The organism is Micromonospora sp. NPDC023644 (assembly GCF_040640115.1).
In the GTDB taxonomy this organism is placed as follows: domain Bacteria; phylum Actinomycetota; class Actinomycetes; order Mycobacteriales; family Micromonosporaceae; genus Micromonospora.
Genome location: NZ_JBFABA010000010.1, coordinates 71013 through 84253, shown reverse-complemented (window position 1 = coordinate 84253; position 13241 = coordinate 71013). Strand labels below are relative to the sequence as shown.

Sequence of the window (13241 nt, the reverse complement as noted above, 5' to 3'; positions counted from 1 at the left end):
CTCATGAGCATCAAGGTTGACTACGCGGTCCTCGAGAGCAGCAACCAGCAGATGATGGCCATCTCGCGGACCATCGACGAGAAGCTGGACACGCTGCGGTCGATGCTGTCGAAGCTCCAGTGGGACGGTGAGGACCGTGCCGCGTACGAGCAGCACCAGGCGCAGTGGGACGCCGCCGTCCGGGACATCAACAAGATCCTGAACGACATCGGTGGCGCGGTGGGCATCGCCCGCGAGAACTACGTCAGCACCGAGATGAGCAACGCCAAGGCGTGGAACTGACACAGTCGCCGACGCGGCTCCGGTCCGGTTCGACCGGGTCGGAGCCGCGTCGCGTTGTGCGCCGATAGGTCCTGGGAGAGTCATGCGTGCGAGGAAGCCTTCGCGGCCGTTGTTCAGGGTGGCCGTCGCCGCGGTGGCGTTGGCCGTCGGCGCCGGGACCGGCCCGCTGCTCGCGCCCGACCCGGCACGCGCCGACACCGTGCGCGGCCTCCAGTGGTACCTCGACTCGCTGAAGATCCCCCAGGCGCACAAGGTGACCAAGGGCAAGGGTGTCACCGTCGCCGTCATCGACACCGGCGTCGACCCGAACCTGCCCGATCTGCGCGGCCAGGTGCTGCCGGGCAAGGGTGTGACGGCCGGCGCGGCCCCCGACGGCCGCCGCGACGACGACACCAGGTTGGCCCACGGCTCGGCGATGGCCGGGATCATCGCGTCCAGGGGTGGTGGCGCGATGCGACACCTGGGCATCGCCCCGGAGGCGAAGATCCTGCCCGTCTCCATGGGCGACTCCTTCAACTCGGGTGACCTCTCGGAGGGCATCCGGTGGGCGGCCGACGCTGGCGCGGACGTGATCAGCATGTCTGTCGGCGCCGAGGCGCAACCCACCCCGGCCGAGATCGCGGCCGTCCGGTACGCCCTCGACAAGGACGTCGTGCTGGTCGCCTCGGCCGGCAACCGGAAGCAGGGCGACCGGCGTGTCAGCAGCCCGGCCAACATCCCCGGCGTCATCGCGGTGACCGGCCTGGCGAAGGACGGGGGGCACTTCGCCGAGAGCGTCGGCGGGCCGGAGGCGGTGCTCGCCGCGCCGATGGAGGACATCATCTCCCCCCGGCCGAAGTCCGTCTCGCCCAACGGGTACGGCCTCGGCAGTGGCACCAGCGACGCCGCCGCCATCACGTCCGGCGTGGCGGCGCTGGTCCGGGCGAAGTACCCGGACCTCGACGCGGCCAACGTGGCGAACCGGCTGATCCGCACCGCCCGCGACAAGGGCCCGGCCGGCCGCGACAGCCAGTACGGCTTCGGCGCGATCGACCCGCTCGCCGCGCTGACCCGGTCCGTGCCGGCGGTGGACGCGCACCCGCTGCTCGCCGGCGCCGCGACCGGTGCCACCCCGTCCGCCGGCGCGGTCGACCCGGCGGAGGACGACGGGCCAGCCGTGTCGTTCAGCATGAAGAAGGGCCCGGGTGCGCTGATCCAGGCGGCATTCTGCCTGGCCGTGCCCCTCGTCCTGCTGATCGTCGTGATCGTGCTGGTACGCCGGTCCCGCCGGAAGACGACGGCCGGCCCGCCCGGCTATTCCCCGTCGGCCGGCCCGCCCGGCTACCCGCCACCCGGCGGTCCACAGGCCGGCCCGCCCGGCTACCCGCCGCCTCCCGGTCACCCGCCGGGCGGCGCCCCGGGGGTGCCGCCCAACATCCCGCAGTTCGGTACGCCCGGACACCCGCCGACCGGCGGGGCACCGACGGGCCTGCCCGTTCCGCCCCAGGCGGGACCTCCGCCCGGGTACGGCCCGATGCCCACCGGCGGGCCCAATCCGTACGGCGTGCCCCCGGCGCCCCAGGCCGATGCCTGGCAGCCACCCGGCACCGCGCCGACGGCACCGCCACCTCCGCCGGCTCCCGGCGGGCACCAGCAGTAAGCCAGATTGTCAGTCGGCGACGGGGAGGAACCGATGACGGAAGACCGGACGAGCCCACGGGTGGACAGGACGGAGCAGCCGGACGAGCTCCGGGTGGACACCCCCTACATGCCCATCACCCCGCTGGCACCCACGGTGCACATCAGCGGCATCACGATGGACAACGTCAACCGGGCGCAGACCCCCTCCGGCCTGGTGCCGGGGGCGGGCGAGAGCGGCGACAACACCGAGTGGGACGCGTCCAGCCTGGACAGCGCCATCGAGTGGCTCGAGTCGCACGCCTCGTTCCTGAACAAGCAGTCGTACACGATGGTCGAGATCCAGGACAAGATGGGCGGCACCGCCGGCGGCGCCGGCGTGAACGCCGTGGGTGGCGGGGCTTCGAGCCCGCTCGGTGGCTTCGACCGGGCGGGGGACCTCGCCCGCAAGCACTCCAGCCTGTTCACCAGCACGCAGCAGAACGTCCGCAAGCTCGCCGAGGACCTCTACAAGGCGGCGAACGCGCTGCGTGAGGTCAAGGAGAACTACGAGACGGCGGAGAAGGCCAACGCCATGTCCGCGGCCGAGATGGAGCGCGCCTTCAGCGAAGCCGCCACCAGCGGATCCAACGGCTGAACGGAGAGGGTGACAGGATGCCGAGCTGGGAAGAGATGTGCCAGCAGGTCGTTATTGCGGGCCGGCCGGGCGACGTCGCCAGTGCCGCGCTGGGCTGGGACCAACTGCTGAAGAACCTGAACTCCGTGAAGGAGAGCCTGGAGAAGAACGTCAAGGACCTGGGCGAGGTGTGGAAGGGGCCGGCGTACGACTCCTTCAAGACCCACGTCGAGCAGATCGCGAAGGACACCGGCCGGATCGTCGAGGACGCCGAGGGCCAGAACGGCATCGTCCGGTCGCTCAACGACGCCGCCGACAAGCTGAGCGCCGCGCAGGCCGATTTTCCCATTCCGGCGAGCTGCGTCAACGACGTGCTGGAGGCGCGCAACGGCCGCCTCGTGATCAGCACCGGCTTCTTCGAGATGAAGGTCAAGCCCGACTTCCTCGGGCTGCTCGATCCGCTCACCTCGCTGGCGGACTGGATCAACGACAAGTCGGATGAGGCGGCCAAGGTCTACAACCAGGTCAGCGGCGAGTACACGACGATCGATTCGGGTACGCCCGGCCAGACCACGCCGCTCGGCGTCCAGAGCCCCGAGGTGGAGACGCCGAACCTCGGCGGTGGCCCCGGCGCCGGCAGCGTCGGCGGCGCACCCAGCATGGGCGGGATGCCCTCGACCGGCGGCATGCCGGGCGGCGGCATGCCGTCGCTCAGCGGGGCCGGCATGCCCGAGACCGGGACCACCGGGATCGGCTCCACCACGCACCCCGGCCTGACCAACGGCGGCTACGACCCCAGCGGCGGCTACGACCCGGGCGACGGCTACACGCCGAGCACCGACAGCCTCGCCGACGACTACGGCAGCGGTCTGGCCGGGGCCGGTGCCCCGACCGTTCCCGCCCTCGGCGGCGGCGGTGGCGGCGGCCTGCCCGGCACCTCCGGGCTCGGCGCCGGTGGCGGGCTGGGCGGCGGTGGCGGCGGCCTGGGCGGCGGTGGCGTGATCCCGGGCGGCGGCTCGCTCGGCCGGCCGGTGAGCCCGAACATGGGGCCGATGATGGGCGGCGGCGGGGCCGGCGCCAATCGCGGTGGCGGCCGAGGCGCCGGTGGCAAGCTCGGCGCCGGCGGAAAGCTCGGCGCGGGTGGCATGGCGCCGATGATGGGCGGTGCGGCCGGTGGGGCCGGCCGCGGTGGCGGCCGCGCGGGTGCCGCCGGCGTGGGCGCCAAGGGCGTCGGTGCGGGCGCACGGGGCGTCGGTGGCATGGCCGGCATGGGTACCGGCGCCGGCTACGGCGAGGAGGAGCTTCCTCGCAACACCTGGCTGGAGGAGGACGAGGACGTGTGGGGTGCGGACGGCGGCGGTACGCCCGGCATCCTGCGCTGACAGCGTCGGCTGAGCGCCGTCCACCGCACCGGTGGGCGGCGCTCAGCGCTGTCCGGCTGGGCGTGCCGCGGGACTTGCTCGTCCCGTTGGCGCGGTGGTGCCGGAACGAGGGGGCGTCAGCCGGTCGTGGCGTCCGCTCCGGACGGGCGGCGGCCCGGGCGCCAGCCCCGGCGTCGCCCGCGGATCAGGATCGGCTTGACGGAGAGCAGCAGCGCGGCGACGAGCGCGCCGACGACGGCGGCCCAGACCGCGACGGTGCCCTGCCAGGCGAGCGGGTCCGCGGTGGAGGGCGGTGCCGGCATCGCGCCGGCCGGCGGGTCGGTACGGGTGCCGAGCAGGCTCGCCACCGCCCGGTACGGATTCACCACCCCGTGGCCGACCTCGGCGTTCTTCCCCTCGGGCGGGCTGTCGGCCGTGCGGATCAGCCGGTCGGCGACCTGCTCCGGGCCGAGGTCCGGGTGGGCGGCCCGGACGAGCGCGGCCACCCCGGAGACGTACGCGGCGGCGAAGCTGGTGCCGCCCTGCGGCTCGGCCAGGTAGCCGTCGCCCCCGGGGGCCGGGCCGAGGATGTTCAGCCCGGGTGCCGCGAGGTCGACGTAGTCCCCGCTCACCGAGCTGCCCACGTGGCCGCCCTCCTCGTCGACCCCGGCGACCGCGATCACCCCTGGGTAGGCGGCCGGGAACGCGGGCCGGTCCTGCTGGTTCTCCTGGCGGTTGCCGGCGGCGGCCACCACGACCACCCCCTCGTCGAGGGCGTAGCGGACCGCGTCGGCCAGTTCCTGCCGGTCCAGGGTCACCAGCGACAGGTTGATCACGTCGGCGCCGTTCCGCACCGACCATCGGATCGCCTCGGCGATCTGCCCCGGCAGCCCCTCGTCAGCGGTGGTCTTGGTGTCGGGCAGGACGCGTACCGGAAGGATCCTGGCCTGCGGCGCGATGCCGCTGAACGACGCGCCGGCGCCCTCCTTCCCGGCGATGATGCCGGCGACGATGGTGCCGTGCCCGGCCAGGTCGCAGCGGCCCTCCTGCTGCGGCAGGCCGTTGAAGTCCCGGCCCACCCTGACCTGGCCCTTGAGGGCGGGATGGCTGGCGGAGACGCCGGAGTCGATGACCGCCACCGTGACGCCGGCACCACGGGAGATCCGCCAGGCCGACGAGGGTTCGAGTCTCCTCAGCGGCCACGGCGTCTCGGCGGGGGCGGCGACGCCGGGGGGCCCGCATCGCGGGACCGCCGCCGACGCGGGCGACGGAGCGACGACGGCGGTGCCGAGCAGGACCGCAGCCGCTCCACAGAGGACCGCGCGGGCACCGCGCCCGGGTCGGCGGGCCGGCTCGGTCCCGCCCGGTCGGAAACTCTCGCGCACGCGGTGAGATTACCGCCGCGGACCGGAGGCGCGCGCCGCCGCCTCCGCGGCGGCCGGCGGCGCGGCCGGCTGACGGCGGCCTGGTGGCCGGAAGCCCCGGCGGCCGGCGGCACGGGCCGGGAGCCGGTGGGGGCGGCCGACGCGGGTGCGGGCGTCCGGCGACGCTCCAAGGGCCCGAGGCCCCGGTGGTGCCGGTGAGATCGCGGGCTGCGGCAGCGGGCCGGGTGGGACCGGCCGTCAGGGGCGCTCGGTGGCCTCGGCCGGTTCCTGCTCGTCGGTGAAGAGGGCGAGCAGGTCGCCGACCTGCCGGTCCGCTTCGGCAGGGTGCCGGAACCGGCCGGCGGGGTTGAGCGTGTACTCGTTGCGTCGGCCCACCCGGGTGCGGTACAGGTAGCCGCCGGCCTCCAGGTCGGCGACGATCGCCTGGGCGGCCCGCTCGGTGACGCCCACCTCGTCGGCGACGTCGCGGAGCCGGGCGGTGGGGTTGCGGGCGATGGCGAGCAGCACGTGCCCGTGGTTGGTGAGGAACGTCCAGTTGCGGGTGCTCCCGTTCTCCCCTGTCGTCGCCATGTCCGTCATCGTATGGCCCTTGCTTCGTGTCTGCCCTGTGCCCTCGCGGCGGCCAGGTGGGCAGACGGGCGGGCGGCGAGCCGAGCGCCACCGCACCCCGGCCCGCCTAACGTATGAAACCCATATCACGTATCCCTTGACGTATCTTGCGTTGCGTGTGACGGTGGTGGCAGCCCGCGTCCAGCGTCGGCCCGGGTGACCAGGCCGTTCACGTGAGGTAGCGAGGTGTGGGATGAGTCGTCCCGGATCGCCAGGCACTCAACCGGGCCCGGAGCGGACGCTCCCGGTGTCGACCGCGGGCGATGCCCCGGCCGACGTCGGCACCCCGTTCGCCGCCCCCGCGAGTCCCGAGCAGGCGCTCGCCGAGCTGCACGCCGGCAACCGGCGGTTCGTGACCGGCGCCCCGCGCCACCCCAACCAGGACGCCGGGCACCGCGCCGCGGTCGCCGACGGGCAGCACCCCTTCGCGGTGATCGTCGGCTGTTCCGACTCCCGGCTCGCGGCCGAGATCATCTTCGACCGGGGCCTGGGTGACCTCTTCGTGGTCCGCACCGCCGGGCACACCATCGGCCCCGAGGTGCTGGGCAGCGTGGAGTACGCCGTCACGGTCCTGGGCACGCCGCTGGTGGTGGTGCTCGGGCACGACTCCTGCGGGGCCGTCCAGGCGGCGCGGGCGGCGGACGCCACCGGCACCCCGCCGGTCGGGCACCTGTGCGCCGTGGTCGACGCGGTGGTGCCCAGCCTGCGCCGGGCCGCCGCCGAGGGCGTGGACGACATCGACCGGATCGTCGACATCCACATCGCGCACACCGTCGAGGCGATGCTGGGCCGCTCCGCCGTGCTCGCCGCCGAGGTGGCCGCCGGTCGCTGCGGGGTGGTCGGCATGTCGTACCGGCTGACCGCCGGCGAGGTGCGGACGGTGGCCGCGGTGCCCTCCCGCGCGGTCGACGCGCCGGAGCCGGCGGCCAGCGCCGCGCTCGCCTGACACCCTCCGCCGCCCGGCCTACCCCGCGGCGCCCTGCCGCGCCTCGCTGCGCCGCGTCTCGCAGTGCCGTGCCCGGCCGTGCCGTGTCCCGGCGCGAGGGCCCGTCTCCCGCCCGTTCCTGCCTGCGGCCTGTCCCGACCCGCCGTTCCCGCGGCGGGCGGTCCCACGCGACGACAGGGCCGCCCCGCCGACGACACAGGGCCGCCCCGCGTCCGGCGGGGCGGCCCTGGGGGTGGGTCTCGGCTAGAGCAGTGAGACGTGCACGTGGTCGGTGTGGTTCGACGGGCCGCTGTAGGACTTCCAGCCGGTCGCCGGGAACCAGATCTGCCGGTTCCAGATCACGTAGTAGATGCCGAGCCGGTCGGCGTTACGGACCAGGAACGCGGTCAGGTTGTTGCCGTACATGTATGTGTCGTCGTTGTGCCAGGGGGAGAAGCCGCTGCGTTGCAGCGACCAGTCGCAGGCCCGGCCCTTCGGATGCTCGTACGGCCCGCCGGAGCGGTAGCAGCCGACGAACCGGTTGAAGCCGGCCCGCCTGACCTCCTTGTACATGTGCAGGGTGCGCGCGGTGATTCGGCCGGAGGTGGTCGGGTCGTCCTCGGTGGCTGACAGCGGCCGCCAGTCGCCGTCGGCCGTGCGACCCGGCGCCATCCGAGCCACCGGCGAGGTGGCGACCACCTTGCCGCTGGTCAACCCCCTGCCGCCGACCAGCGCGAGCGCCTTCTCCGCCTCGCGCTTGCCACGCGCCAGTTCGTTCTTCAGCTTCTGCTGCTCGCGCACCTCGGCGTCGACCGCCAGCTTGGCCTGCTTGGCGCGGTCCCTGATCGCGTTCACCTCGGCCAGCTTCTTGGAGTTGACCAGGTTGATCTCGTCGAGGGCGGCGGCGCGGCGGACGAACGAGTCGGGGCTGGCGGTGTCCAGCAGCATCGACACCGCGCCGATCCGCCCGGTTCGGTAGGACTGGGCGGCGATCTGGCTCACCTGCGGGGCCAGCGCGTCCAGCTCGGCCTGTGCCCGGTCGACCTCCAGGGCCAGTTCGAGCTGGCGCTCTTCCGACTTCTTCAGCTTCGCCTGGGCCTGCACATAGGACCGGTTGCGGGCCTCGATCAGGTCGTCGAGCAGCTTGGGCTCGTTGTCCCCGTGCCCGGAGGGCTTGGGCGGGGTGGGCGCGGCCGCCGCCGGGAGGGGCCCGGCAAAGACCGCCAGGGCGGCGAGCACGGCCACCACGGGCGTCAACCAGCGGCGTAGGGGTGCCGTCACAGTTTTCCCTTCCGTCGACCGCCGACCGGGTTAGCTGACGGGTTCGGGGCGGAAGTGGCCCCTACCGCTGTCGCGGATTCACCCCACGTACCTGGGTCCCCGGCTCGCCTGGCGGCGATTGGGCGGCGGCACCGCAGGCGCCGCTGCGCGCCTTCGGCGGTGACCGGCAGCGAGGTTACCTGAGAGCACTCCCGGGGATCTACGTCCCTAAGCCGACTAAATGCGTTATTTCGTGATGGCGGAGGGTGAGCAGTGACGCGTTTATCAGGTCGGACGTCCTGTTCGGTCACGCTGAGGAGTGTCACCATGCGGTGTCCGTGCTCCTGTTCCGACCGGGCCATCCGCCGGGAGCGGCGGACGGCGCGTCCGCGGCGCGCGGCCCGCTGAGCGCCTCCAGCGCCTCGGACCGGTCGGCCGCCGGCCGGGGCGCCGGCGCGGGCGCGGACGCCGCGCGGTCGGTGGCGTCCCCGCCGCGCCGGCCCGCCGCGGTCACCACGGCCGCCAGCCCGGTGGTCAGCGGCACGGCGGCGATCAGGCCCAGGGTGGCGACCGCGCTGCGGACGATCTCCTGAGCCAGGAACTCGCTGGTGAGGATCTGGGTCACCGCCCGCGAGTCGGCGGTCAGCAGGAGCAGCACCGGCAGCGAGGCGCCGGCGTACGCCAGCACGATGGTGTTCACCGTCGAGGCGATGTGCGCCCGGCCGACCCGGGTCGCCGCCCGGTAGAGCTGCATCCGGGACAGCCCGGGGTTGGCGTGCGCCAGCTCGGTGACCGTGGCGGCCTGGGTGACCGTGACGTCGTCGAGCACGCCGAGGGAACCGATGATGATCCCGGCCAGCAGCAGGCCGTGCAGGTCGACGTCGGCCTGGTACATCGACAACGTGGTGGCGTCCTCGCTGCCGAACCCGGTCAGGTGGGTCGCGGCGGTGGCGATCGTGCCGAGGACGCCGGTCAGCACCAGGCTGCCCAGCGTGCCGAGCACGGCGACCGAGGTCTGCGCGGTCACCCCGTGGGTCAGGTAGAGCACCACGAACATGATCAGAGCGGCGCCGACGACCGCGACCAGGAGTGGTGGGCTCCCGGCGCTGATGCCGGGCAGCACGAAGGTCAGCAGGATGGCGAAGCTCGCCGCCAGGCCCGCCAGCGCGGCCAGCCCGCGCCACCGCCCGAAGGCGACGATCGCCGCCGCGAAGAGCGCGACCAGCCAGAGCAGCGGCTTGCCGCGCTGGTGCTCCGCGATGTTGAAGGTGCTGGCCGTGGGATCGGCGGGGTCGGTGAGTTCGACCAGGATGATCTCGTCGCCCACGGCGACGCTCGGCGCGCCGGGCCCGGCCGGCACCGGCGTCTCCACCTGCTGGCCGGCGTCGGGGCCGTCCTCCACCCGTACGGTGACCGTGCCGCAGGGGCCCTGCGCCGCGTCCGGGCTCCCCTCCGGCGTCTCGGGGGCGGGCGGGCACGGCTCCGTCACCACCCGCGTCACCGTGCCGTGGTGGCGGGGCGGCTCGGTGCCGGCCGCGGGATCGCGCGCGTCCCACGGCCAGAGCACCAGCGCCGCGATCACCGTGGCGACGAAGAGGGGCACCACCGTCGCGACGAGGATCCGCCGCACCCCGGGCGGGGCGGACGGAGCGGGGCGGGTGTGGTCGGCGCCCATCGAGTGTGTCTCCCAACGAATCCAGGGCGGGGTACGTGCCGGCGGGCCGGTCGGTTCAGCGTCGCCGCGTGGCGGGGGACGGGGGAACCCCCGCGTGGCGGTGCGGTCACGTACCGCGGTCGTCGGCCCCGGTCCGGTCGTGAATGGTCACCGCCGCCGCCCAGTGGGGGCGCGGGACGGGCGGTGCGGAATCCGGAGGGCCATCGGCCGAATGGTAGCCATCCCGGGATGCGGGCGCAGGTGGTGCGGGGTGGTGTCGGGACGCGGACCGTCGACGGGCCACCTTCGGCGCCGGCTGTTCGCAGGGCGCGCCGCGCGGTGGCCCCCGTACGGGCGGGCCGACGCGCTAGCGTGACGGGTGTGCGGACGACGGTGACGGCGGCGCGGGGGGCCCGGCTCCTGCTGCTCGTCGGCACGCTGCTCGGCCTGGCCGCGATGCACACCATCGGCCACGACTCGCACCCGACGGGTCACCCCGCCGGCCCGTCGGCACACGCCGCCGCCGCATCCCGCCCGCACGCTGCCGCCGCGCCCGGCCCGCACGCCGTCGCCGCGCCCGGCCCGCACGGGGTCGCCGCGGACGCGCTCGTGCCGCCCCCGCACGGCACCGCCCTCCCGCACGCCGTCGTGGCGGCTCTCCGGGCCGTCGCGGGCTGCCCCGCGGGCTGCGCGTCCGACCGGCTCCTGCCGTTCGGCGACGCGGGGGGAGGACTGCCCGGGTGGGGAGTGTGCCTGGCCGTGCTGGGGGCGTTCGCCGCCTCGCTGCTGCTCGCCGCGCTGCTGTCGGCCCGCGTACGCGCCGTCCGCCCGGCGGGGCGCGGGCCGGTCTGCCCGCTCCCGTCGCCCCGGGCCCCGCCGCCCCGACCGGTCGGTCTGCGGCTCGCCACGGTCTCGGTGCTGCGCAGGTAGGACGCGTCCGACGCGGTGCGGCTCACGCCGTTCCGCGTCCCCGTCGTGCCGCGTACGTTCCGACACCGAAAGGCCCAGACATGACCACTCGTACCCTTGCGCGCCGTGCCGCCCTGGCCGGCGTCGCCATCACCGCAGCCCTCGCCGTGACCGCCTGCGGCGGCGACGGCCACTCGTCCCCGGAGGCCGGACACGGCCCGTCCGGCACCGGTGGGCCGGCGGCCACCGCCACCGGCGCAGCCGCGTTCGGCGACGCCGACGCGATGTTCGCCACGATGATGATCCCGCACCACCGGCAGGCGGTGGAGATGGCGGACCTGGCGGCGACGCGGGCGGCCGACCCGGAGGTCAAGCGGCTCGCCGTGGAGATCAAGGCGGCCCAGGCGCCCGAGATCGCCACCATGAGCGGCTGGTTGGCGGCCTGGGGACGGCCGGTGCCGTCGCCGGGAGCCGAGCTGCCGCACATGGACCACGGCATGCCCGGAATGATGTCCGAGGCCGACATGACGAAACTGGCGGCGGCCACCGGCCGGGAGTTCGACCGGCAGTTCCTGACCATGATGATCGCCCACCACGAGGGCGCGGTCACCATGGCCCGCGACGAGCTCGCCCGGGGCGCGAACGCGGAGGCCAAGGCTCTGGCCGGGCAGATCGTCAGCACCCAGCAGGCCGAGATCGACACCATGAGGAAGATCCTCGGCCGGCTCTGACCCGGTCGCCCCGGCGTTCCCACCGAGGGGCGCCGGGGCCCCGGCGCCGGGCCGCGACCTCCGTACGGGTCGGGACGGGCGCCCGGGAGGCCGGGGACGCGGCGGCTGGTCCGCCGGGAGGCGCCCGGCGGCGGTGTCGGCCGATTCAGCCCCGCTCTATCAGGCGGCCGAGTCGGTCCCGCTTCATCAGGAGGCCGACGTCAGCCCCGCTTCATCAGGCGGCCGACGGCGGCCATCATCTCGGTGGCCATCTCGTCGGTGCGGCCCTCGGCCGCGCCCTCGTGCATGCAGTGCCGGGCGTGCCCGTCGAGCAGGCCGAGCGCGACCTTGTCGAGGGCGGCCTGGATCGCGGAGATCTGGGTGAGCACGTCGATGCAGTAGCGGTCCTCGTCGACCATCTTCTCGATGCCACGGACCTGCCCCTCGACGCGGCGCAGCCGCGCGAGCAGCTGGTCCTTGGTGGCGGTGTAGCCCCTGGTCGGGGCGGGCGTCGGTGTGGTCATGGGGTCGAGGATACCGTACCCCTCGGGGGTATGGTACGGTCGTTCCTGGCCGGGATACCCCCACCGGGTACCGGTACGACGAACAGGCACCGGTCTGCCTCCGAATTACCCCTGGGGGGTATAGGCTGGAGGCGTCGAGAGGAGAGTTCGATGACCACCACGACGTACCAGGTGCAGGGCATGACCTGCGGGCACTGCGCAACCTCCGTCAGCAACGAGGTCGGCGCGATCCCGGGCGTCAGTGACGTCCAGGTCGACGTCGCCGCAGGTCGGGTCACCGTCACCAGCGAGGGCCCGTTGGACACCGACACCGTGCGCTCCGCCGTCGACGAGGCCGGTTACGACCTCGTCGGCGTCTGACAGCGAGCACGGGGGAAACGAGGCGCATCATGAACACGGCGACGAAGCTGAGCGGTTTCGCCCTCGGCCTCGCGGTGTTGTTCGGCGCGACGTACGGGGTCGGCCGGGTGGCCGACCCCGTGGCGCCGCCCGCCGAAGCCCCGCACGACGCCACCGGGGGGCACGGCAACGACGGCGGAGCCGGACACGGGGGCGACAACGGCGCGGCGGCGCACCTGCCCGGCGGTCTGCTCGTCTCCGACCGCGGCTACACCCTCCGTCCGGTGGACGCCCCGGCCGGGCAGTTCGCCTTCCAGGTCACCGGCCCGGACGGCCGGGCGGTCACCGCGTACGACGTGGCGCACGACAAGCGCATGCACCTGATCGTGGCCCGCCGCGACCTCTCCGGCTTCCGGCACGTGCACCCGGAGATGGCGCCGGACGGCACCTGGCGGGTCGACTCGCCGCTCGCCGGGCCCGGCGTGTGGCGGGCGTTCGCCGACTTCACCCCGACCGGGGGCGAGCCGCTGACCCTCGGCGTCGACGTGACCGTCCCCGGCGCACTGACCGGGCGGCCCCTGCCCGCGCCGGCGACCAGCACCACGGTCGACGGCTACACCGTCACGCTCGCCGGGGCCCCGCAGCCCGGCCGCACCGCCGAGCTGACCCTGACCGTGAGCCGCGGCGGCGCGCCGGTCACCGACCTGGAGCCCTACCTGGGCGCTTACGGGCACCTGGTGGCGCTGCGTCAGGGCGACCTGGCGTACCTGCACGTGCACCCCAACGGCGAGCCCGGTGACGGGCGGACGCGGCCCGGCCCCGAGGTGAGCTTCTCGGCCGAGGTGCCGTCGGCCGGCGCCTACCGGCTCTACCTGGACTTCAAGCACGGCGGCGTCGTGCGTACCGCCGAATTCACCGTCGTCGCCGGCAGCCCGACCGCGCCGGGTGTCCCGGCCACGACAGGCGCCCCGACGGCGGGCACGCCCGCCGCCACGAGCTCCCCGTCCGCCGACGCCGGCCACGGCGTCCCCGGTCACGGGCACGACTGAG

14 protein-coding genes and 1 riboswitch are annotated in these 13241 nt (G+C 74.6%); of the genes, 9 read left to right on the top strand and 5 right to left on the bottom strand.

Annotated features, from left to right (window positions below; all coding sequences use genetic code 11):
- Positions 1-3 precede the first annotated feature (3 nt).
- The 4 genes from AB0G08_RS10930 (at position 4) to AB0G08_RS10915 (ending at position 3897) form a co-directional block, all read left to right on the top strand.
- The gene (locus AB0G08_RS10930; RefSeq protein ID WP_089002279.1) at positions 4-282 is read left to right on the top strand and encodes a WXG100 family type VII secretion target; all 279 of its coding nucleotides are present in this window, start codon (positions 4-6) and stop codon (positions 280-282) included.
- Positions 283-400: 118 nt separating this feature from the next.
- Positions 401-1921, top strand: a complete 1521-nt coding sequence (locus AB0G08_RS10925) for a S8 family serine peptidase (protein ID WP_358086244.1) — start codon at positions 401-403, stop codon at positions 1919-1921.
- Between the two features lie 33 nt (positions 1922-1954).
- A complete protein-coding gene (locus AB0G08_RS10920; protein WP_358086074.1) occupies positions 1955-2536 on the top strand; it encodes a hypothetical protein in 582 nt (193 codons plus the stop codon).
- Positions 2537-2553: 17 nt separating this feature from the next.
- Complete coding sequence (locus AB0G08_RS10915; protein ID WP_358086072.1) at positions 2554-3897, top strand: hypothetical protein; 1344 nt, start codon at positions 2554-2556, stop codon at positions 3895-3897.
- Positions 3898-4013: 116 nt separating this feature from the next.
- Here AB0G08_RS10915 and mycP read toward each other — a convergent pair whose 3' ends face one another.
- Positions 4014-5261, bottom strand: a complete 1248-nt coding sequence (gene mycP, locus AB0G08_RS10910) for a type VII secretion-associated serine protease mycosin (protein WP_358086070.1) — start codon at positions 5259-5261, stop codon at positions 4014-4016.
- 237 nt (positions 5262-5498) lie between these two features.
- Positions 5499-5840 carry a MarR family winged helix-turn-helix transcriptional regulator gene (locus AB0G08_RS10905; RefSeq protein ID WP_358086068.1) on the bottom strand — a complete coding sequence of 114 codons (342 nt, stop codon included), beginning with the start codon at positions 5838-5840 and terminating at the stop codon, positions 5499-5501.
- Positions 5841-6063: 223 nt separating this feature from the next.
- Here AB0G08_RS10905 and AB0G08_RS10900 point away from each other — a divergent pair, with 223 nt between their 5' ends.
- Positions 6064-6816: a carbonic anhydrase gene (locus AB0G08_RS10900; protein ID WP_358086066.1), complete on the top strand. Its 753-nt coding sequence runs from the start codon at positions 6064-6066 to the stop codon at positions 6814-6816.
- Between the two features lie 243 nt (positions 6817-7059).
- Here the strand turns inward: AB0G08_RS10900 and AB0G08_RS10895 are convergent, their stop codons facing one another.
- Both AB0G08_RS10895 and AB0G08_RS10890 read right to left on the bottom strand, forming a co-directional pair.
- The gene (locus AB0G08_RS10895; RefSeq protein ID WP_358086065.1) at positions 7060-8076 is read right to left on the bottom strand and encodes a hypothetical protein; all 1017 of its coding nucleotides are present in this window, start codon (positions 8074-8076) and stop codon (positions 7060-7062) included.
- Between the two features lie 3 nt (positions 8077-8079).
- Positions 8080-8211, bottom strand: a riboswitch (cyclic di-AMP (ydaO/yuaA leader).
- Positions 8212-8377: 166 nt separating this feature from the next.
- Positions 8378-9730, bottom strand: coding sequence for a YibE/F family protein (locus AB0G08_RS10890; protein ID WP_358086063.1), 1353 nt, complete (start codon positions 9728-9730; stop codon positions 8378-8380).
- A 360-nt stretch (positions 9731-10090) separates the two neighbouring features.
- Here AB0G08_RS10890 and AB0G08_RS10885 point away from each other — a divergent pair, with 360 nt between their 5' ends.
- Positions 10091-10639: a hypothetical protein gene (locus AB0G08_RS10885; RefSeq protein ID WP_358086061.1), complete on the top strand. Its 549-nt coding sequence runs from the start codon at positions 10091-10093 to the stop codon at positions 10637-10639.
- Between the two features lie 80 nt (positions 10640-10719).
- The gene (locus AB0G08_RS10880) at positions 10720-11349 is read left to right on the top strand and encodes a DUF305 domain-containing protein (RefSeq protein ID WP_358086059.1); all 630 of its coding nucleotides are present in this window, start codon (positions 10720-10722) and stop codon (positions 11347-11349) included.
- Between the two features lie 200 nt (positions 11350-11549).
- Here AB0G08_RS10880 and AB0G08_RS10875 read toward each other — a convergent pair whose 3' ends face one another.
- Positions 11550-11852, bottom strand: coding sequence for a metal-sensitive transcriptional regulator (locus AB0G08_RS10875; RefSeq protein ID WP_358086057.1), 303 nt, complete (start codon positions 11850-11852; stop codon positions 11550-11552).
- Between the two features lie 150 nt (positions 11853-12002).
- Here AB0G08_RS10875 and AB0G08_RS10870 point away from each other — a divergent pair, with 150 nt between their 5' ends.
- Together AB0G08_RS10870 and AB0G08_RS10865 are read left to right on the top strand one after the other, a co-directional pair.
- On the top strand, positions 12003-12212 hold the full coding sequence (locus AB0G08_RS10870; RefSeq protein WP_358086055.1) for a heavy-metal-associated domain-containing protein: 210 nt from the start codon (positions 12003-12005) through the stop codon (positions 12210-12212).
- Positions 12213-12241: 29 nt separating this feature from the next.
- The gene (locus AB0G08_RS10865) at positions 12242-13240 is read left to right on the top strand and encodes a hypothetical protein (RefSeq protein WP_358086053.1); all 999 of its coding nucleotides are present in this window, start codon (positions 12242-12244) and stop codon (positions 13238-13240) included.
- The last annotated feature ends 1 nt before the right edge of the window (position 13241 follow it).

Excerpts from the sequence above, each read along its gene's own strand:
- AB0G08_RS10930 (WP_089002279.1), top strand. The coding sequence starts at position 4 with ATGAGCATCAAGGTTGACTACGCGGTCCTCGAGAGCAGCAACCAGCAG.
- AB0G08_RS10920 (WP_358086074.1), top strand. The coding sequence starts at position 1,955 with ATGACGGAAGACCGGACGAGCCCACGGGTGGACAGGACGGAGCAGCCG.
- AB0G08_RS10915 (WP_358086072.1), top strand. The coding sequence starts at position 2,554 with ATGCCGAGCTGGGAAGAGATGTGCCAGCAGGTCGTTATTGCGGGCCGG.
- AB0G08_RS10905 (WP_358086068.1), bottom strand. The coding sequence starts at position 5,840 with ATGACGGACATGGCGACGACAGGGGAGAACGGGAGCACCCGCAACTGG.
- AB0G08_RS10900 (WP_358086066.1), top strand. The coding sequence starts at position 6,064 with ATGAGTCGTCCCGGATCGCCAGGCACTCAACCGGGCCCGGAGCGGACG.
- AB0G08_RS10890 (WP_358086063.1), bottom strand. The coding sequence starts at position 9,730 with ATGGGCGCCGACCACACCCGCCCCGCTCCGTCCGCCCCGCCCGGGGTG.
- AB0G08_RS10880 (WP_358086059.1), top strand. The coding sequence starts at position 10,720 with ATGACCACTCGTACCCTTGCGCGCCGTGCCGCCCTGGCCGGCGTCGCC.
- AB0G08_RS10875 (WP_358086057.1), bottom strand. The coding sequence starts at position 11,852 with ATGACCACACCGACGCCCGCCCCGACCAGGGGCTACACCGCCACCAAG.
- AB0G08_RS10870 (WP_358086055.1), top strand. The coding sequence starts at position 12,003 with ATGACCACCACGACGTACCAGGTGCAGGGCATGACCTGCGGGCACTGC.
- AB0G08_RS10865 (WP_358086053.1), top strand. The coding sequence starts at position 12,242 with ATGAACACGGCGACGAAGCTGAGCGGTTTCGCCCTCGGCCTCGCGGTG.